Origin of the sequence: Streptosporangium sp. NPDC001681 (assembly GCF_040298085.1) — a bacterium.
Lineage (GTDB): Bacteria > Actinomycetota > Actinomycetes > Streptosporangiales > Streptosporangiaceae > Streptosporangium.
This window is the reverse complement of record NZ_JBEOZN010000012.1, coordinates 37,428-54,011: the sequence shown is the minus strand read 5'-3', so window position 1 is coordinate 54,011 and position 16,584 is coordinate 37,428. Positions and strand designations below refer to the sequence as shown.

The following is a 16,584-nucleotide window of genomic DNA, read 5'->3' as shown; positions in this document are numbered from 1 at the left end:
ATGCGGACCGCGTACACATCCGACCAGATCAGGGCGGCCGAAGCGGCGCTGATGGCGACCCTGCCCGAGGGCACCCTGATGGAGCGGGCGGCCACCGGGCTCGCGGTGGTCTGCGCCAGGATGCTCGGCGGCGTGTACGGCTCCCGCGTCGTGCTGCTCGTCGGCGGCGGTGACAACGGCGGCGACACCCTCTACGCCGGGGCACGCCTGGCGGCCAGGGGGGCCGGGGTTGACGCGATCATCGCCGGGAAGCGCGTCCACGAGGCGGGACTGGAGGCCCTGCGCCGCGCGGGCGGCCGGGTGACCGACCTGCCCGGCGGCGAAGCCGCTGCCCCCGCGACCACCCCGGCCGGTCGGCCGGTCGCTTCGGAGGGGCCGGCGACGGGAGACCTCGCGGAAGCGCCCGGGGACGGTGTGACGGGTGGTGACGCGGTGGTGGGCGGGGCGGTCCGCGACCTGATCGGCGCGGCGGACCTGATCGTGGACGGGATGCTCGGGATCGGCGGGACCGGGGCGCTCAGGGAGCCGTACGCGACCCTGGCCCGGCTCGCGGGTGACGCGCCCGGCGAGGTCGTCGCGGTGGATCTGCCGAGCGGGGTGGACGCGAGCAGCGGCCAGGTGGAGGGCGCGGCGGTCCGCGCGGACGCCACGGTCACGTTCGGAGCGTGGAAGACCGGGCTGCTGGTGGATCCCGGCGCCGGGCACGCGGGCCGGACGGAACTCGTCGACATCGGTCTCGGCCCCCATCTGCCGGAACCCGACGCGGTCGCGCTGACGGACGCCGACGTGGCCGCCCTGCTGCCCAGGCCCGGTGCCTCCTCCGACAAGTACCGCCGGGGCGTCGTCGGGATCGCGGCGGGCAGCGAGCGCTACACCGGTGCGGCGGTGCTGGCGGTGGGCGGGGCCCTGCGGGCCGGGGTGGGCATGGTCCGCTACGCGGGGGTCGCCGAGCCGGTGGCCCAGGTGCGGGCCCGCTGGCCCGAGGCGGTGATCACCACGCTCGCCCCCGGCGAGGGCGTCGAGGAGGTGGGCCGGGTGCAGGCGTGGGTGCTCGGTCCCGGGCTCGGCACCGGCGACGAGGCGCGCGCCATCGCCCGCTCGGTGCTGGCCGACGACGTCCCCGTGCTCGTCGACGCCGACGCGCTGACCCTGGTGGCCCAGGAGCGGTCACTGCTCCGCCGCGACGCGCCCGTCCTGATCACCCCGCACGCCGGCGAGCTCTCCCGCCTGACGGAGGTGCCGAGGGAGCTGATCGAGGCACGGAGCCTGGAGAACGTACGGCGGGCGGCGGCCGAGCTGGCCGTGACCGTACTGCTCAAGGGCTCGACCACGCTGGTCGCGCAGGAAGGGCGGCCGGTCAGGATCAACCCCACCGGAAGTCCCTGGCTCGCGACCGGCGGCACCGGCGACGTGCTGGCCGGCCTGGCGGGCGCGCTGCTGGCCGCGGGACTGAGTGGTTACGACGCGGCCTCCTGCGCCGCCTACCTGCACGGAATCGCCGGTCGGCGCGGCCCTCTCGCCGCCTCCGACGTCGCCGAGGCCCTGCCGGAGACGGTGCGGTCATTGGTCAACGGGCTCAGGCAGAGCCGCTCACCTGCCAAACTGGAGCGATGAGCTTTCCGATGACGCCCGCCGAGGCACGGGTGGACCTCTCGGCGATCCGCGAGAATCTGGCGCTGCTCGGGAGCCACGCCCCCGGCGCCGAGATGATGGCGGTGGTCAAGGCCGACGCCTACGGGCACGGGCTGGTCCCCGCCGCGCGAGGTTGCCTGGAGGGCGGTGCCGGGCGGCTGGGCACCGCCTACGTCCGCGAGGCCCTCCAACTGCGGGCCGCCGGGATCACCGCGCCGATCCTGGCGTGGATCCTCCCGCCGGGCGAGCCCCTGGCGCAGGCGGTCGAGCACGACATCGAGCTGTCGGCGGGCTCGGTCGCGGTGGTCGACGCGATCGCCGACGCCGCGGCCCTGACCGGCCGGACGGCCAGGGTGCATCTGAAGGCCGACACCGGCATGTCACGTGGCGGTGCGACGCCGCGTGAGTGGCCCGACCTGCTCGACCGGGCGCTGCGGCGGCAGGCCGAGGGGACCGTCGAGATCGCCGGGCTCTGGTCCCACTTCGCCTGCGCGGACATTCCGGGAGATCCATCCATCGTGGCCCAGCTGATGGCGTTCGACGAGGCGCTGGCCGTCGCGGAGAAGGCGGGTGCCGGGGGCTCCCACGTCATCAGGCACATCGCCAACTCGGCGGCCACCCTGACGCTGCCGCAGGCGCACTACGACATGGTCCGCCCCGGGATCGCGACCTTCGGGCTGAGCCCCGTGCCCGAGCTCGGCGACTTCGGGCTGCGCCCGGTGATGACGCTCGTGGCGCGGGTCGCGCTGGCCAAGCGGGTGTCCGCCGGATCGGGTGTGTCGTACGGCCACCTGTATGTCACGGATCGGGAGACCACGCTTGGTCTCGTCCCGCTCGGGTACGCGGACGGGATCTCGCGGCGCGCCACCAACCTGGCGGAGGTGCTGGCGGGTGGCCGCAGGCGGCGGATCGCCGGTCGGGTCTGCATGGACCAGTTCATGATCGACGTAGCGGACGACCCACTGGCGGAGGGCGACGAGGTGATCCTGTTCGGTGACGGATCGCGGGGCGAGCCGACCGCCCAGGAATGGGCGGATTCCCTCGGCACGATCACGCATGAGATCGTGACCGGGATCGGTTCGCGGGTCCCACGCGTTTACCGGTAAAAGGGAGCTCAGGGGGTCGCATGAGTACTACCACACGGCGCAAGGTCGGCATCGCGAGCGCGATCGTCGGTGTCGCGTCCGCGGGAGTGGCCGCCGGGGCCCTCGCCAAGCGGTACGCCGTCGGCCGCATCAGACTCCGCCCCGACCTGGAGGCGAGCGAGCCGCTTGGAGAGCTCCGGGGCCGTCCCACCACGGTCACCACCTCCGACGGCGTTTCGCTGTACGCCGAGGTGGACGGCCGGGAAGACGCTCCGCTGACCGTGGTGCTCTGCCACGGCTACACGCTCAACCTCGACTCCTGGCACTACCAGCGGCGCGATCTGGGTGACGCCTACCGCCTGGTCCTGTGGGACCAGCGCTCCCACGGGCGATCGCCGCGCATCCCGACGGAGGACTGCTCGATCGACCGGCTCGGCGACGACCTGGCCGAGATCGTCGAGGCGCTGGTGCCGGGCCCGTGCGTGCTCGTCGGCCACTCCATGGGCGGTATGACGATCATGGCGCTCGCCGACCGGCACCCCGAGTTGTTCGGCGACAAGGTCAAGGGTGTCGCGCTGATCTCCACCTCCCCCGGCAGGCTCGGCGAGATCTCCCTCGGCCTGCCCGCGCTGCTGTCGAAGGCGGTGCACAAGGTCACACCGGGCACGGTGTCGATCCTGAGGCGCGGTGGCGCGCTGGTCGACAAGAGCCGCCAGGTCGGCAACGACGTGGCCTTCCTGGCCCTGCGCCACCTGGGGTTCGGCGATTCCAAGAACGTCAGTCCCACGGTCGTCGACTTCGTCGAGTCGATGATCCGTTCCACCCCCTTCGAGGTGATCGCCGAGTTCTACCCGGCGCTGATGTCGCACGACAAGCTGAGCGCGCTGGGTGTGCTGGACGAGGTGCCCACCTCCATCATGGTCGGTGACAAGGACTGGCTCACCCCCGTCGAGCACAGCAAGGCGATGGCGGCGGCGCTGCCGAGCGCCCGGTTCACCGAGATCCCGGAGAGCTCGCACCTGGTCCACCTGGAGCGGCCGGCGCTCGTCAACAACGCGCTGCACGACCTGCTCAAGCGGGCGATCGCCGACACCGACGCGGGCGACGAGAACCGATGAGCCCGGACACGGGCGGGAGTGGTGACAGGAGTGACGCACCGGTGATAGTCGTGGCGACCGCCGAGGAGATGCGGGAGCTGGGCCAGAGGCTGGCCGAGCTGTTGCGGCCGGGAGACCTGGCCGTGCTGTCGGGCCCGCTCGGCGCGGGCAAGACGACCCTGGTGCAGGGCATCGCAGAAGGGCTCAAGGTACGCGGACCGATCACTTCGCCGACCTTCGTCATCGCCCGGGTGCACCCCTCGCTCTCCGGCGGTCCGGCACTGGTCCACGTCGACGCCTACCGCCTCGGCGGGGACCTGGAGGTCGACGACCTGGACCTGGACGCCTCGCTGGAGGAGTCGGTGACCGTCGTGGAGTGGGGCGAGGGCCTGGTGGAGGGGCTCGCCGACGACCGGCTGGAGATCCTCATCGGCAGGGGCGCGTCCGGCGAGCCGGGTGAGGAACGGACCGTGACCCTCCGCGGGGTCGGACCCCGCTGGGAAGGTGTCATCTGATTTGCCCACGGGGGCTGGGAAATCCTGACAGGCTGGTACCCCGCCCCATTGGTCTAGATCGTCGGGCGCGTTGATCGACTCTGGCGGGTTTGCCCATGTTTAATGGGGAACAGGTGGGACATCGTGCCGGGCGAGGGTCGTCGGCCGGAGGGCGAAGTGGAGTTCGACGGTGCCAAGCGTCAAGCGTGTCGCGGTTACGGGAGCCATCGTTCTTTTCGGGATGGTCGGGCTGGTCGGGTGTTCGGCGGAGGCCAACTCAGGCAGCCCGACGGCCACCCCCACCACCACCCCGCCTGATTCCGGCATCAGCCGGCAGGACATCGAGGTCCAGCTCCAGCCGGCCCGCGCCAAGGCCGGGCAGAAGGTGTGGGTCCTGGCGAACTGCCCGATCCCGCAGGGGGGTCCCGAGCACCGCGGCACCGCGTCATCCCGGATCTTCCGCACCCCGGTGACCCTCGATCCGATCCTCGCGACGCCCACGCCGGCCCCCGCGAACACCGCCAGCCCGACGCCGCGCCCGTGGGTCCGCGGCCAGGCCACCGTCGCCGACGGCGTGGCCGCCGGTGTCTACGAGGTCAACGCCAGGTGCGAGGGGACCAACGACACGGGCAAGACCAACCTCAGGATCGTGGCCGACACCGAGCCGAGCTCCAGTCCGACGTCCAAGCCCACTTCCAAGCCGACCAGAACGATCATCAGCACCGAGGCGCCGGGCACGGGCGGCGGCGGCACCGCGGCGGGAGGCCCCGCCGACTCGGGCGGGCCGATCGGCACGACGGGCGTCCTGCTCGCCCTCGCCCTGGCCGGCGGCATCGGCATCGCGGTCGTGCGTCGCCGCCGCTCGTAGTCCCCGATGGCCGATTCCACCCGCTGGTCCAGGATCATCCTGGCCGGAGTCGTCACCGGTGCCGTCATGGTCGCGCTCAACAGCAGGGACGGTGGTGAGGAGCAGCCGCCGGTCCGGGCCTCGATCGTGCCCAGCCGCATCGACATCCCGTCCCTGGGTATCAAGGCGCCCCTGATGAAGCTCGGCGTGAAGGACGGCCGGATCGAACTGCCGCCGTACGAGAAGCCGAACACCGCGGGCTGGGTCAAGGACAGCGCGGTCCCCGGGGACGAGGGCTCCGCGGTGATCCTCGGGCACGTGGACACCAAGACCGCGCCCGCCGTCTTCTACAAGCTCAAGGAGATGCGGGAGGGACAGGTCATCAAGGTGGTGCGCAGCGACGGCAAGGTCGCCCAGTACCGGGTGGACACGATCGAGCAGATCAGCAAGAGCCGGTTCCCCGCCGACAAGGTCTACCTTGAGGACGGCCTGCGGCTCATCACCTGCGGCGGGACCTTCGACTGGGACAACCACGAATATCGCGACAACCTCATCGTCTACGCCACCCTGGTCAAGACCTGAGCCCGGCTGCCCGGGGCTCGCGCGGGCCCCGTACAGGGCTTGGACGGGGGCCGCCCCGCCAGGGCGGCGCTACTGAGCCCTCCCCGGAAGGACTAGGCTAACTGTTCGTGCTGGTCCTGGCCTTTGACACCGCAACCCCCGCCGTCACAGCAGCGCTGCACGACGGTGCGAGGGTCCTCGCCGAGTCGACGACGGTCGACGCGCGCCGCCACGGTGAGCTGCTCGTACCCACGATCGAGACGGTCCTGAGTGAGGCCGGAGCCTCGCTCCGCGACGTCACGGCGGTCGTCGCGGGCTCCGGCCCCGGCCCCTACACCGGGCTCCGGGTCGGCCTGGTGACCGCCCAGGCCCTCGCGACGTCACTGGGCGTCCCGGCGTACGGCGTGTGCACGCTCGACGCGCTCGCCTACGGCAGCGGACTGACCGAGCCGTTCCTGGTGGCCACCGACGCCCGGCGCAAGGAGGTGTTCTGGGGGCACTACCAGGAGATGCGCACCCGGCTGTCCGGCCCCGCGGTGGACCGGCCCCAGGACCTGCCGGGGGAGCTCCCGCTGGTCGGCGCGGGCGCGCGGATGTACGCCGAGGTCGTCGGGGCCTCCCGGCTGCTGGACACGCCGGAGTATCCCCACGCGGGCGCGCTGGCGGCGCTGGCCGCCGAGCAGCTCGGCGAGCCGGGCGTCCACACGGTCGTCGAGAGCGGCACCCACCCCGTGCTCGGCCTGCCCCACCCGATCTATCTGCGCCGTCCCGACGCCCGGGTGCCCTCGGCGCCCAAGAAGGTCTCCGCATGACGACGGTGCTCCGTCAGATGACCTTCGACGACCTGCCCGCGGTCATGGAGATCGAGCGCAGGACCTTTCCCGCCGACGCCTGGAGTGAGGGCATGCTCCGCGGCGAACTCGACGACCAGCCGAGGACCAGGCACTACGTGGTGGCCCTGGCCGAGGACGCGATCGTCGGCTACGCGGGCCTCGCCGCGGCGGGGGACCAGGCCGACGTGCAGACCATCGCGGTCCTGGCCGAGTGGCGCCGGAACGGCATCGGCGGCGCCCTGCTGACCGAGCTGCTGACCGAGGCCGAGCGCAGGGGCGCGGTCTCGGTCTTCCTTGAGGTGCGCGCCGACAACCCGGGCGCGCAGGCGGTCTATGACAGGTTCGGGTTCGAGCGGATCGGCATGCGCCTCCGCTACTACGACGACGGCACCGACGCGATCATGATGAGAAAGGATCTCCATGCGTGACGAACCGGTGGTCCTGGGCATCGAGACCTCCTGCGACGAGACGGGGGTGGGAATCGTCCGGGGGCACACCATGCTGGCCAACGCCATCGCCTCCAGCGTCGAGCAGCACGCCCGTTTCGGCGGGGTGGTGCCCGAGGTCGCCTCCAGGGCGCACCTGGAGGCGATGACCCCGACCGTCGAGCGGGCACTGGAACGGGCGGGCCTGCGCCTCGCGGACATCGACGCGATCGCGGTCACCGCCGGGCCGGGTCTGTCCGGCGCGCTGCTCGTCGGCGTCGCCGCCGCCAAGGCGTACTCGCTGGGTCTGGGCGTGCCGCTGTACGGCGTCAACCACCTGGCGGCCCACGTCGCGGTGGACCAGCTGGAGCACGGAGCCCTGCCCAAGCCGTGTATCGCCATGCTGGTCTCCGGTGGGCACTCGTCCCTGCTGCTGGTGCCCGATGTCGCGAGGGACGTCATCTCACTGGGGTCCACCGTGGACGACGCCGCGGGCGAGGCGTTCGACAAGGTGGCCAGGGTGCTCGGCCTGCCCTTCCCCGGCGGGCCGCACATCGACAGGGTGGCCCGCGACGGCTCCGGCGCGGCCATCGCGTTCCCGCGCGGCAAGTACGACGACGGGACGCTCGACTTCTCCTTCTCCGGCCTGAAGACCGCTGTGGCCCGGTGGGTGGAGGCCAGGGAGAAGGCGGGCGAGTCGATCCACGTGCCCGACGTGGCGGCGTCCTTCCAGGAGGCCGTCGTCGACGTGCTGACCCGCAAGGCCCTGAGTGCGTGTGCCAAGTACGGTGTCGGTGACCTGCTGATCGGCGGCGGGGTGGCGGCCAACTCCCGGCTTAGGGCGATGGCGCAGGAGCGCTGCGAGGCGGCCGGGGTCCGGCTCCGGGTGCCCAGTCCCGGGCTGTGCACGGACAACGGTGCCATGGTGGCGGCGCTGGGCTCCGATCTGGTGGCGGCAGGTGTCGAGCCGTCGCCGCTGGACATTCCCGCCGACTCCTCGCTGCCCGTCACCACGGTCCACGTGTAGCGGGCTCACGGCCGTCGCGGGGCTCCGTCCCGGGCCGCCGCGCCCCCGTGGGCGGCGGCTCTACGGGCTCTTCGAGGCGCTGTCGGGCCGCTCCTACACGGAGTGCAGGGCCAGCACCGGGTAGTCGGTGTAGCCGCGGTGGTCGCCGCCGAAGGCCGAGCTGAAGTCGGCCTGGTTGAGCTCGGCGCCGAGGCGGAGGCGGACCGGCAGGTCGGGATTGGCCAGGAACGACGCGCCCAGCGAGACCAGGTCGGCGCCGCGCTCCAGCGAGTGCGAGACCCTGGCGGCCGGGTCGCCTATCGACGCGTCGTTGACGATGAGGGTGTTCGGCCAGGACTTGCGGATCTCCAGGCTGAGGTCGTCCGAACCGTTCATCCCCAGGTGCAGGTAGGCCAGGTTGAGATCGGCGAGCTCGGAGACCAGCGCCGGGTAGACCTCGTGCCGGTCCTCCTCGACCAGGTCCCCGGCGCCGTTGCCGGGTGAGATCCGAATGCCGACCTTGGACGAGCCGATCCGGTCGGCGACCGCCCGCGCGGTCTCCACGCCGAAGCGGATCCTGTTGTCCACCGAGCCGCCGAAGCGGTCCTCGCGCAGGTTGGCGTTCTGCGACAGGAACTGGTGGATGAGGTAGCCGTTGGCGCCGTGCACCTCGACCCCGTCGAAGCCCGCGTCCACGGCGCGGGCGGCGGCGTCCGCGAAGTCCTGGATGGTGGTCTCCGCCTCGGCGGTCGTCAGCTCCCGGGGTACGGGGTAGTCCTGCAGGCCGTTGGGGGTGAAGATCTGACCCGCCGGTCGTACGACGGACGGCCCGATGGGCAGCGCGCCGGTGTTGTCGGGGTGGCCGATCCGGCCGGAGTGCATGATCTGGGCGAAGATCCTGCCGCCCGCCGCGTGGACGGCGTCGGTGACCTCCCGCCATCCCGCCACCTGCTCGTCGGTGTGCAGGCCCGGGGTGTTCATGTACCCCTTTCCGGCCTGGCTGGGTTGCACCCCCTCGGTGATGATCAGGCCCGCGGAGGCTCGCTGGGCGTAGTAGAGGGCGGTCAGCGACGAGGGGATTCCGTCGACGTAGGACCGCGAGCGGGTCATGGGTGCCATGACCAGGCGGTTGGGCAGCTGGAGGCCGGCCAGTGTGAACGGTGAGAACGGCATGACGATTCCCTTCTTGGCTGGCCAACTTGGCTAGCCAATAAGCAGTTCTACAACTTGGTCGGCCAACATGCAAGCGGTAGTCTCGGAGGGGACGGAAGGACCTGAACATGGCGGAGCCGCTGTTCGACGAGGGGTGCGAGGCGACCAAGGGGTGCGGCGAGTACGACGCCGACCTCAACTGCCTGATGGCCTACGCCGCCCGAGGTCACCGGGTCCTGCTCGCCAGCCTTCTCGGGGAGATCGACCTCTACCCGGGCCAGGAGCGCGTGCTGGGCGCCCTGTGGGACAACGGCCCCCAGTCGCAGAACGCGCTGGCGAGGATCGTCGGCATCGACGTGTCCACCATGACCAAGACCCTGCAGCGCCTGGAGCGCAGCGGCTTCGTCAGCCGCAGGCCCGACCTGGCCAATCGGCGGATCAGCATCGTCGAGATCACGCCCAGGGGGCACGCGCTCCGCCCCGAGGTGGACCGGGTCCTCACCGAGATGCACCGCCGGATGACCCGGGGGCTGACGGAGGAGCAGACGGAGGAGCTGACGTCCCTGCTCGGCGTGGTCAGGGGCAACCTGTGCCGCGAGGCGGGGGCGCGGGGCCCGGCCGAGGACCAGGCCCTCGACGCCGCTCGGACCGGCTGACGGCACCGGTACGGGATCGGCGATCGGTCAGGGCGTGGGGGAGTCCCGCGCACGGGCCCCTGCCCGGGAGGGCTCCGGTCAGTCCCTGGTGGGGCGGAGCAGTGCCTCGGCCAGGGCCAGCATGGTCTCCTCCAGGGCGCCCAGCCGGCGGGTGAGGTCCGCGTGCGCGGGCTCCACGGTCTCGCTCAGGGCGTCGGAGAGCTGGTCGCGGTCGGGCTGGGCGCGGAGCATCTCGGTCAGCGGTGCCAGCGCGGCCTCGGCCCGGATGACGCGCTCGTCCAGGGAGTCGAAGCGCTCGCGCTGCTCGTCGGTCTGGGCGCCGATGAGCGCGCTGACGCCGATACCGACGCCGAGGACGGAGGGCAGCGCCTCAAGGCGCTCGTCCAGGCTCTCCAGGCGCTCACCGGACTTCTCCGCCCGGCCGTCCAGGGTGGACAGGCGGGAGTCGATGACGTCCATCCGGCCGGTGAGGCGGCCCTCGATGTCGTCGAGGCGCTCGTCGAGGGTGTCGAAACGGCCACCCGCCGCCATGCGATGGCCGTTCAGCCGGTCGACGCGGCTCTCCACGGCGGCGGCGCGCTCGTCGATCCTGGGCACCACCAGATCGACCCCGGCCCCCACCCGTTCGACCCTGCCGTTGACCTGCTCGACGGCGGCGAGCACCCGGTCGGCGGCCGTGCCGACCGCCTGCTGGACGCTCGCGGACAGGCCGAGCATCCCCGCCTCGATGCGCCCGGCGCGCTGGGAGAGGTCGGCCAGCGCCCTGTCCAGGCGGCCGAACCGGTGCGCCGCGATGCCCATGTCGGCCTGGAGCCGGCCGAGGTGCTCGGCCAGCTGCCGCACCTGCTCGTCGATGCCCTGGGTGCCGTCGGAGATCGCCCGGAGGCGGGTGAGCGCCTCGTCCACGCTCTCGCCCACGGTGCCGAGATCGGTCCACAGGCTCGGCAGCTCGCCGAGGGGGGTGACCCGGTCGCGGACGGCGTCGACCCGCCTGCCGAAGGACTCGACCCGCTCGCCGACGGCGTCGACGTGGTCGCGGACCGCCTCGACGTGCTGGGCCAGGCCCTCGGCCCAGGAGGGCGGGCGGGCGGCGATGTCGTCCAGGCGCCCGTTGACGGACTCGAGCGTGCCGTTCAGCCCGCCGATCTCGCGCTCCCTGACCTCGCGCAGCAGCCACTCCATGCCCTCCAGGCGCTGCCGGATCTCGTCGAGCACGGCGCCCTGGGTCCGCTGCTCGTAGACGTGGTCCTGGGCCGCCCGGGCGAGGAGTTCGCGCATCCGGTCGGAGATGGCGGTCTGGCTGCCCGTCTGGAGCAGGGCGTGGTCAGAGTGATCCACCGAGAGCTCCTTCGCTCGCCGACGCTCAGCCGCGCGGTTGGATTGGGTCGGTTCTGCCGATGAACGGGATGAAATCGGAGGCGAGAGAGAACTCCCGCCCGGCAACCTTAGCCTCTGGATCAAGGTTTTCCAGGGGCGAGGTTAAAAGACAGGAATTGTCGGCTTGCTGGAATAATCGACCATTTTGGCTGGTCAGCTGGGGCTGCATATGAAAGCAAATGGCCTGTCACCTATTCGGGTGAGAATGACCGTCGCGGACTCACCTCCGGGCAGCCGGAGGTCTTTCCTGAGACGGTCGACATCCACCGCGGAGCCACGTTTCTTGATCGTCACATTGCCGGCCCCGCGCTCGCGGAGCGCCGCCCGCAGCCGCTTGAGCGAGAACGGCAGCGTCTGGTGGACCTCGTACCGCGACGCCCACGGCGTCAGCGCCGCGACGTCGCCGGTGATGTAGGCGATCTGCGGGTCGAGCAGGCGCCCGCCGACCGACGCGGCGATCTCGGCGACCAGGTGGGCGCGGATCGCCGCGCCGTCAGGCTCGTAGATGTAGCGGCCTGCCGGGCCGGTGCCGGGATCGCCAAGGGTGGGGTCGGGCGTCATCGTGACGCCCGACGGCAGGATCGTGGCCCTGCGCGCCGTCTCACCCGCCAGTGTGCCGCACCAGATCACGGCCTCCTTGACGTCGCCCCGGTAGGAGACCCATTCGGCCTCCGCCCCGGCGGGGACGAACTCGTACGGGATCCCGGGGGCGACCTTCAGGCAGGCGGCCCCGGCCCTGGCCACCATCTCCAGTACGGCGGGCCAGGCGGGCGAGTAGGCCATCGGGTCGAAGGTCCTGCCCCGCGCGGTACGGCGCGCGGGGTCGGCGAACAGGACGTCGAAGGCGGCCGGGTCCAGGGTGGAGGCGTCGGCGGCGCGGACCGAGACCCGGTCGCCGAAGCCCAGGGCGGCGGCGTTGGCCGCCGCGATCGCGGCGGTGAGCGGATCGGCGTCGACCGCCTCGACGACGCATCCGGCCCTGGCCAGGGCGAGGAGGTCTCCGCCGATACCGCAGCAGACGTCGGCGACCCGGGAACCCGCGGGGACGCGCCGCGCCCGGTGGTCGGCCACCTCGCGGCGGGTGGCCTGCTCCAGGCCGGGCCGGGTGAAGTACATGAGATCGGCGTCGGCGCCGAACTTCTCCCTCGCGCGCAGCCTGAGTTCGGCCTGGGTGAGCGCCGCCGAGGTCAGGTCCGCGTCGTAGATCTTTCTTAACCTTGTCACCGCCGCCACCGGGTCGTCGCCGATGGCCTCGGCCGCCGCGCCCAGCGCCTCCTGGCCGCGCGGGGTCAGGAGTTCGCGGAATGCGTCGAGATTCACACCACCCGACGCTACCGCCTTCACCGTGGGGCTTCGCGAGGGGCTTCCACCTGGTTTGACGTTCGCCCGAAGCGCAGACGGGCGCTCCGTGTTGACTGTCAAGCCCTCCTTGCATACTGTTCCGTATTGGCACTCTCCCGGTGAGAGTGCCAAATACATGCGACGAGGCAGGTCTGACACCCGCGACGGCAGACCGCTGGTCGCCTCTTCTAGATCATTCAAATCTGAAGGGGAGGTCCGACGTGACGACCGCCACCAAGGTTCCCGTTAAGCCGCTTGGCGACCGCATTGTGGTCCAGCCGCTTGAGGCCGAGCAGACCACCGCTTCCGGTCTGGTCATCCCGGACACCGCCAAGGAGAAGCCGCAGGAGGGCAAGGTCCTCGCGGTGGGTCCGGGCAACTGGGACGACGAGGGCGAGAAGCGGATTCCGCTCGACGTCAAGGAGGGCGACGTGGTCCTCTACAGCAAGTACGGCGGCACCGAGGTGAAGTACAACGGCGAGGAGTACCTCGTGCTCTCCGCCCGTGACGTGCTCGCCATCATCGAGAAGTAGTTCTCGCTTCACAAAGATGACGTATCGAGCCCCGGGTCGCGAGAGCGCCCGGGGCTTTGATGCGCCGACGTACTTATAGAGAGGACTGTCATGCCGAAGATCCTGTCGTTCGAGGAGGACGCGCGCCGAGCTCTCGAGCGCGGCGTGAACGCTCTCGCGGACGCGGTCAAGGTGACGCTGGGCCCGCGTGGCCGCAATGTCGTCATCGACAAGAAGTTCGGTGCGCCGACCATCACCAACGACGGTGTCACCATCGCCCGCGAGGTCGAGCTTGAGGCGCCGTACGAGAACCTTGGCGCGCAGCTGGCCAAGGAAGTGGCGACCAAGACCAACGACGTCGCCGGTGACGGCACCACCACCGCGACCGTCCTGGCCCAGGCCATGGTCCGCGAGGGTCTGCGCAACGTGGCCGCCGGTGCCCAGCCGCTCTCCCTCAAGCGCGGCATCGACATCGCGGCCAAGACCGTCAGCGACAGGCTGATCGAGTCGGCCCGCCCGGTCGAGGACAAGAAGGAGATCGCGAATGTGGCGACGATCTCCGCGCAGGACGCCAAGATCGGCGAGCTGATCGCCGAGGCGTTCGACAAGGTGGGCAAGGACGGTGTCATCACCGTCGAAGAGTCCAACAGCATGGGCCTGGAGCTCGAGTTCACCGAGGGTCTCCAGTTCGACAAGGGCTACCTGTCGCCCTACATGGTGACCGACCAGGAGCGCATGGAGGCGGTCCTGGAGGACCCCTACATCCTGATCACCCAGAACAAGATCTCCTCTGTCGCCGACTTCCTGCCGCTGCTCGAGAAGATCGCGCAGACGAAGAAGGCCCTGCTGGTCATCGCCGAGGACGTCGAGGGCGAGGCCCTCGCGGTTCTCGTCACGAACAAGATCCGTGGCACCTTCACCTCCGTCGCCGTCAAGGCGCCGGGCTTCGGTGACCGCCGCAAGGCCATGCTGCAGGACATCGCCATCCTCACCGGTGGCCAGGTGGTCAGCGAGGAGATCGGCCTCAAGCTGGAGCACGTCGGCCTGGAGGTGCTGGGCACCGCCCGGCGCGTCGTCATCACCAAGGACTCCACCACCGTCGTCGACGGTGCCGGCGAGGCCTCGGCGATCGCCGACCGGGTCAAGGAGATCAAGCTCGCCATCGAGCAGTCCGACTCCGACTGGGACCGTGAGAAGCTCCAGGAGCGTCTCGCCAAGCTCTCCGGCGGCGTCTGCGTGCTGAAGGTCGGCGCGGCCACCGAGGTGGAGCTGAAGGAGAAGAAGCACCGCCTGGAGGACGCCATCTCGGCGACCCGCGCGGCGATCGAGGAGGGCATCGTCTCCGGCGGTGGCTCCGCGCTCGTGCACGTCTCCAAGGTCCTCGACGACCTGGGCCTGACCGGCGACGAGGCGACCGGTGTCGCCATCGTCCGCAAGGCGCTCGTCGAGCCGGCCCGCTGGATCGCGGAGAACGCCGGCCTCGAAGGCTACGTGGTGACCTCCAAGGTCTCCGACCTGCCCGTCGGCCACGGCCTCAACGCCGCCAGCGGCGAGTACGGCGACCTGATCGCCCAGGGTGTCATCGACCCGGTCAAGGTCACCCGCTCGGCCGTCCAGAACGCGGCCTCCATCGCCGGCATGCTGCTGACGACCGAGGCGCTCGTGGTGGACAAGCCCGAGGAGGAGGCTCCGGCCGCCGCCGGTCAGGGCCACGGCCACGGCCACGGTCACTGATCTCACCGGTTCCGAACGGCTCGCGTCTCCCCGGAGGCGCGGGCCGTTCGCGTTTTGCGGTAAACCAAATGCGCCCGCACCGCGTCATGGCGCGTCACTCGTAAGGGCAAACGCGGTTCCTCCGAATAGTCGATGTATTTGGCAATCGAATGAAATATTTGCACATAGCGTAGTCGCCGTGGTCAGTGCGTGATTACGCACCGTTATCGCCGCCTCAATGTGACCAATCCGTAGCCGTTTGCCATGACGACAGGCACTATCAGGGCGGGCATCATGCCTAACGTGACCGAGGGATGCGTCGCCGACGCCAAAAATGGGGTGAGGCTTGCGACGAGGTCCGAAGGGGGCGTCCATAGGGACGATCTCAAGGATCTGACAAGCCTCGCCGTTCAGGGGGATCGCACCGCGATCGAATCTCTGATCGCGCAACTGCGGCCGATGGTCGTCCGTTATTGCCGTGGTCGTCTGGGCCGGGTTTCCGGTCAGTATCACATCGCGGACGACGTGGCCCAGGAAGTATGTATCGCGGTGCTGTCCGCGCTGCCCCGTTACCGTGACATGGGGCGCCCGTTCGCGTCCTTCGTCTTCGGCATCGCGTCGCACAAGGTGGCCGACGCGCTGCGCAGCTCCGTACGGTCCGCCGTGCCCACCCAGGACCTTCCTGACGGGCCCGACGAGGGGCCGGGGCCCGAGGAGACCGTGGTGCGCTACATCGAGGCCGAACACGCACGCCGGCTGCTGTCGAGGCTGCCGGACAACCAGCGCGAGCTTCTCATGCTCCGAGTGGTGTCGGGCCTTTCCGCCGAGGAGACCGGTAATGTACTCGGCATGTCACCAGGTGCGGTCCGGGTCGCCCAGCACAGGGCGCTGGCCCGGCTACGAGCGATGGCGGAGCTGGAGTCGATAGCTTGACCGCCGAGCTGTCGAGCAGGGGCCGCGAGCGAAAGCCCGAACCGCGGGACGGGGCTCGCGACGACCCGGAGCGAGAACGATCATGACAACGGTTCACCCGCGACGTCCGGCTCGAAGATACGGGCCGGACGAGGATCCGGCCGTGGCCGAGACCGACGCCCTGGTGGAGGCGCTCTCGCGCAGGACGCCCGTCTCCACGTCGGACGCCGCGGTCGCCCTGCTGGCCGCCTTGATCGACGACGTGGATCAGCGGTGTTCCTCGGCGTCGATCACGCAGTCCGGCTGATCCCGGGCGTGTTCACGGCTCACGGTGGGCGGACCGGGGTAACCGGCGACGTGGATCAGTGGTGTTCCTCGGTGTCGATCACACCGTCCACGTAGCCTCGGGCGTACTCCCAGCTCACATAGTCGGTGGGGTTGGGCTGGTAGGCGGGCTCGTGCACCTGGGGCTGGCCGTTTTCGATCATCTGGCGCAGGTTGCCGCGCAGCAACTCCCAGTCGAAGTAGTGCTGCTCCCCGCATTCGGGGCAGTCGAGCACCAGGCCGAGCACGCCCTGGGGCTCCAGCAGTGAGCGGAAAACCTCCACGTCGGCGAGGTCGGTCATGGCCTCGTCGCGCTCGTCCGTGGTCAACGGCTCGGGATCGTCGGGATCGCCCAGCGCCGCCGCCGGGTCGTCGGGGTCATCCGCGAACGGGTCGCGAGGGACATCGTCGAGCACGATCCCACCTTATGGCCTGGATGTGATAAACAGACCCCGAACCGGCACGAGTATGACGGTCCGGGGCGGTACGGGGCAGGCGACCGCGGTGGCCGGGAGGTCCTGGAAGCGGGAACCTGAAGATCTCCGGCCCGTACCGGAAACCCGGCTACTTACCAGTATGCGACTCCGGTGGGAGATCCGGGCCTCCGGCTTTTCCCC

18 protein-coding genes are annotated in these 16,584 nt (G+C 70.7%); 14 read left to right on the top strand and 4 right to left on the bottom strand.

The genetic code is table 11. The features are described from left to right. From ABT130_RS08045 to tsaD, 9 genes are all read left to right on the top strand, one after another. Nucleotides 1–1,614 (top strand): NAD(P)H-hydrate dehydratase, encoded by a 1,614-nt coding sequence (locus ABT130_RS08045; RefSeq protein WP_350953840.1) that lies wholly within the window; start codon nucleotides 1–3, stop codon nucleotides 1,612–1,614. After that, complete coding sequence (gene alr, locus ABT130_RS08040; protein ID WP_350953838.1) at nucleotides 1,611–2,738, top strand: alanine racemase; 1,128 nt, start codon at nucleotides 1,611–1,613, stop codon at nucleotides 2,736–2,738. The genes ABT130_RS08045 and alr overlap by 4 nt, the downstream gene beginning before the upstream one ends. 20 nt (nucleotides 2,739–2,758) lie before the next feature. Continuing rightward, nucleotides 2,759–3,835, top strand: a complete 1,077-nt coding sequence (locus ABT130_RS08035; RefSeq protein WP_350953836.1) for an alpha/beta fold hydrolase — start codon at nucleotides 2,759–2,761, stop codon at nucleotides 3,833–3,835. Next, on the top strand, nucleotides 3,832–4,329 hold the full coding sequence (gene tsaE, locus ABT130_RS08030; protein ID WP_451934970.1) for a tRNA (adenosine(37)-N6)-threonylcarbamoyltransferase complex ATPase subunit type 1 TsaE: 498 nt from the start codon (nucleotides 3,832–3,834) through the stop codon (nucleotides 4,327–4,329). Before ABT130_RS08035 ends, tsaE begins: the two co-directional genes overlap by 4 nt. A gap of 169 nt (nucleotides 4,330–4,498) precedes the next feature. Beyond that, nucleotides 4,499–5,176, top strand: a complete 678-nt coding sequence (locus ABT130_RS08025; RefSeq protein WP_350953834.1) for a hypothetical protein — start codon at nucleotides 4,499–4,501, stop codon at nucleotides 5,174–5,176. A gap of 6 nt (nucleotides 5,177–5,182) precedes the next feature. Further along, nucleotides 5,183–5,737 (top strand): class F sortase, encoded by a 555-nt coding sequence (locus ABT130_RS08020; RefSeq protein ID WP_350911429.1) that lies wholly within the window; start codon nucleotides 5,183–5,185, stop codon nucleotides 5,735–5,737. A 107-nt stretch (nucleotides 5,738–5,844) separates the two neighbouring features. After that, on the top strand, nucleotides 5,845–6,528 hold the full coding sequence (tsaB, locus tag ABT130_RS08015) for a tRNA (adenosine(37)-N6)-threonylcarbamoyltransferase complex dimerization subunit type 1 TsaB (RefSeq protein WP_350911431.1): 684 nt from the start codon (nucleotides 5,845–5,847) through the stop codon (nucleotides 6,526–6,528). After that, nucleotides 6,525–6,977, top strand: a complete 453-nt coding sequence (gene rimI / locus ABT130_RS08010; RefSeq protein WP_350911433.1) for a ribosomal protein S18-alanine N-acetyltransferase — start codon at nucleotides 6,525–6,527, stop codon at nucleotides 6,975–6,977. The genes tsaB and rimI overlap by 4 nt, the downstream gene beginning before the upstream one ends. Next, nucleotides 6,970–8,001, top strand: coding sequence for a tRNA (adenosine(37)-N6)-threonylcarbamoyltransferase complex transferase subunit TsaD (tsaD, locus tag ABT130_RS08005; RefSeq protein ID WP_350953832.1), 1,032 nt, complete (start codon nucleotides 6,970–6,972; stop codon nucleotides 7,999–8,001). The genes rimI and tsaD overlap by 8 nt, the downstream gene beginning before the upstream one ends. Nucleotides 8,002–8,094: 93 nt before the next feature. On the opposite strand, the gene ABT130_RS08000 is transcribed toward tsaD, so the two are convergent. After that, complete coding sequence (locus ABT130_RS08000; RefSeq protein WP_350953830.1) at nucleotides 8,095–9,153, bottom strand: alkene reductase; 1,059 nt, start codon at nucleotides 9,151–9,153, stop codon at nucleotides 8,095–8,097. Nucleotides 9,154–9,260: 107 nt separating this feature from the next. Between ABT130_RS08000 and ABT130_RS07995 the strand changes: the two genes are divergently transcribed. Next, nucleotides 9,261–9,788 (top strand): MarR family winged helix-turn-helix transcriptional regulator, encoded by a 528-nt coding sequence (locus tag ABT130_RS07995; protein WP_350953828.1) that lies wholly within the window; start codon nucleotides 9,261–9,263, stop codon nucleotides 9,786–9,788. 78 nt (nucleotides 9,789–9,866) lie between these two features. Here ABT130_RS07995 and ABT130_RS07990 read toward each other — a convergent pair whose 3' ends face one another. Then, entirely contained in the window at nucleotides 9,867–11,126 is a 1,260-nt protein-coding gene (locus tag ABT130_RS07990; protein WP_350911441.1) for a hypothetical protein, read from the bottom strand. A 192-nt stretch (nucleotides 11,127–11,318) separates the two neighbouring features. Then, on the bottom strand, nucleotides 11,319–12,485 hold the full coding sequence (locus ABT130_RS07985; protein WP_350953826.1) for a class I SAM-dependent methyltransferase: 1,167 nt from the start codon (nucleotides 12,483–12,485) through the stop codon (nucleotides 11,319–11,321). A 242-nt stretch (nucleotides 12,486–12,727) separates the two neighbouring features. On the opposite strand from ABT130_RS07985, the gene groES reads away from it, so the two are divergent. The 4 genes from groES to ABT130_RS07965 all read left to right on the top strand — a co-directional run bounded on the left by groES (nucleotide 12,728) and on the right by ABT130_RS07965 (nucleotide 15,950). Continuing rightward, nucleotides 12,728–13,039 (top strand): co-chaperone GroES, encoded by a 312-nt coding sequence (groES, locus tag ABT130_RS07980; protein WP_030912806.1) that lies wholly within the window; start codon nucleotides 12,728–12,730, stop codon nucleotides 13,037–13,039. A 90-nt stretch (nucleotides 13,040–13,129) separates the two neighbouring features. Further along, nucleotides 13,130–14,752 (top strand): chaperonin GroEL, encoded by a 1,623-nt coding sequence (gene groL, locus ABT130_RS07975; protein WP_350911445.1) that lies wholly within the window; start codon nucleotides 13,130–13,132, stop codon nucleotides 14,750–14,752. 243 nt (nucleotides 14,753–14,995) lie between these two features. Next, nucleotides 14,996–15,664: a sigma-70 family RNA polymerase sigma factor gene (locus ABT130_RS07970; RefSeq protein WP_350953823.1), complete on the top strand. Its 669-nt coding sequence runs from the start codon at nucleotides 14,996–14,998 to the stop codon at nucleotides 15,662–15,664. Between the two features lie 142 nt (nucleotides 15,665–15,806). Continuing rightward, nucleotides 15,807–15,950 (top strand): hypothetical protein, encoded by a 144-nt coding sequence (locus ABT130_RS07965; protein WP_350953821.1) that lies wholly within the window; start codon nucleotides 15,807–15,809, stop codon nucleotides 15,948–15,950. 55 nt (nucleotides 15,951–16,005) lie between these two features. Here ABT130_RS07965 and ABT130_RS07960 read toward each other — a convergent pair whose 3' ends face one another. Then, complete coding sequence (locus ABT130_RS07960) at nucleotides 16,006–16,383, bottom strand: DUF5319 family protein (protein ID WP_030912798.1); 378 nt, start codon at nucleotides 16,381–16,383, stop codon at nucleotides 16,006–16,008. Nucleotides 16,384–16,584 lie beyond the last annotated feature (201 nt).

Excerpts from the sequence above, each read along its gene's own strand:
- ABT130_RS08045 (WP_350953840.1), top strand. The coding sequence starts at position 1 with ATGCGGACCGCGTACACATCCGACCAGATCAGGGCGGCCGAAGCGGCG.
- alr (WP_350953838.1), top strand. The coding sequence starts at position 1,611 with ATGAGCTTTCCGATGACGCCCGCCGAGGCACGGGTGGACCTCTCGGCG.
- ABT130_RS08035 (WP_350953836.1), top strand. The coding sequence starts at position 2,759 with ATGAGTACTACCACACGGCGCAAGGTCGGCATCGCGAGCGCGATCGTC.
- tsaE (WP_451934970.1), top strand. The coding sequence starts at position 3,832 with ATGAGCCCGGACACGGGCGGGAGTGGTGACAGGAGTGACGCACCGGTG.
- ABT130_RS08020 (WP_350911429.1), top strand. The coding sequence starts at position 5,183 with ATGGCCGATTCCACCCGCTGGTCCAGGATCATCCTGGCCGGAGTCGTC.
- rimI (WP_350911433.1), top strand. The coding sequence starts at position 6,525 with ATGACGACGGTGCTCCGTCAGATGACCTTCGACGACCTGCCCGCGGTC.
- tsaD (WP_350953832.1), top strand. The coding sequence starts at position 6,970 with ATGCGTGACGAACCGGTGGTCCTGGGCATCGAGACCTCCTGCGACGAG.
- ABT130_RS08000 (WP_350953830.1), bottom strand. The coding sequence starts at position 9,153 with ATGCCGTTCTCACCGTTCACACTGGCCGGCCTCCAGCTGCCCAACCGC.
- ABT130_RS07995 (WP_350953828.1), top strand. The coding sequence starts at position 9,261 with ATGGCGGAGCCGCTGTTCGACGAGGGGTGCGAGGCGACCAAGGGGTGC.
- groL (WP_350911445.1), top strand. The coding sequence starts at position 13,130 with ATGCCGAAGATCCTGTCGTTCGAGGAGGACGCGCGCCGAGCTCTCGAG.
- ABT130_RS07970 (WP_350953823.1), top strand. The coding sequence starts at position 14,996 with ATGACGACAGGCACTATCAGGGCGGGCATCATGCCTAACGTGACCGAG.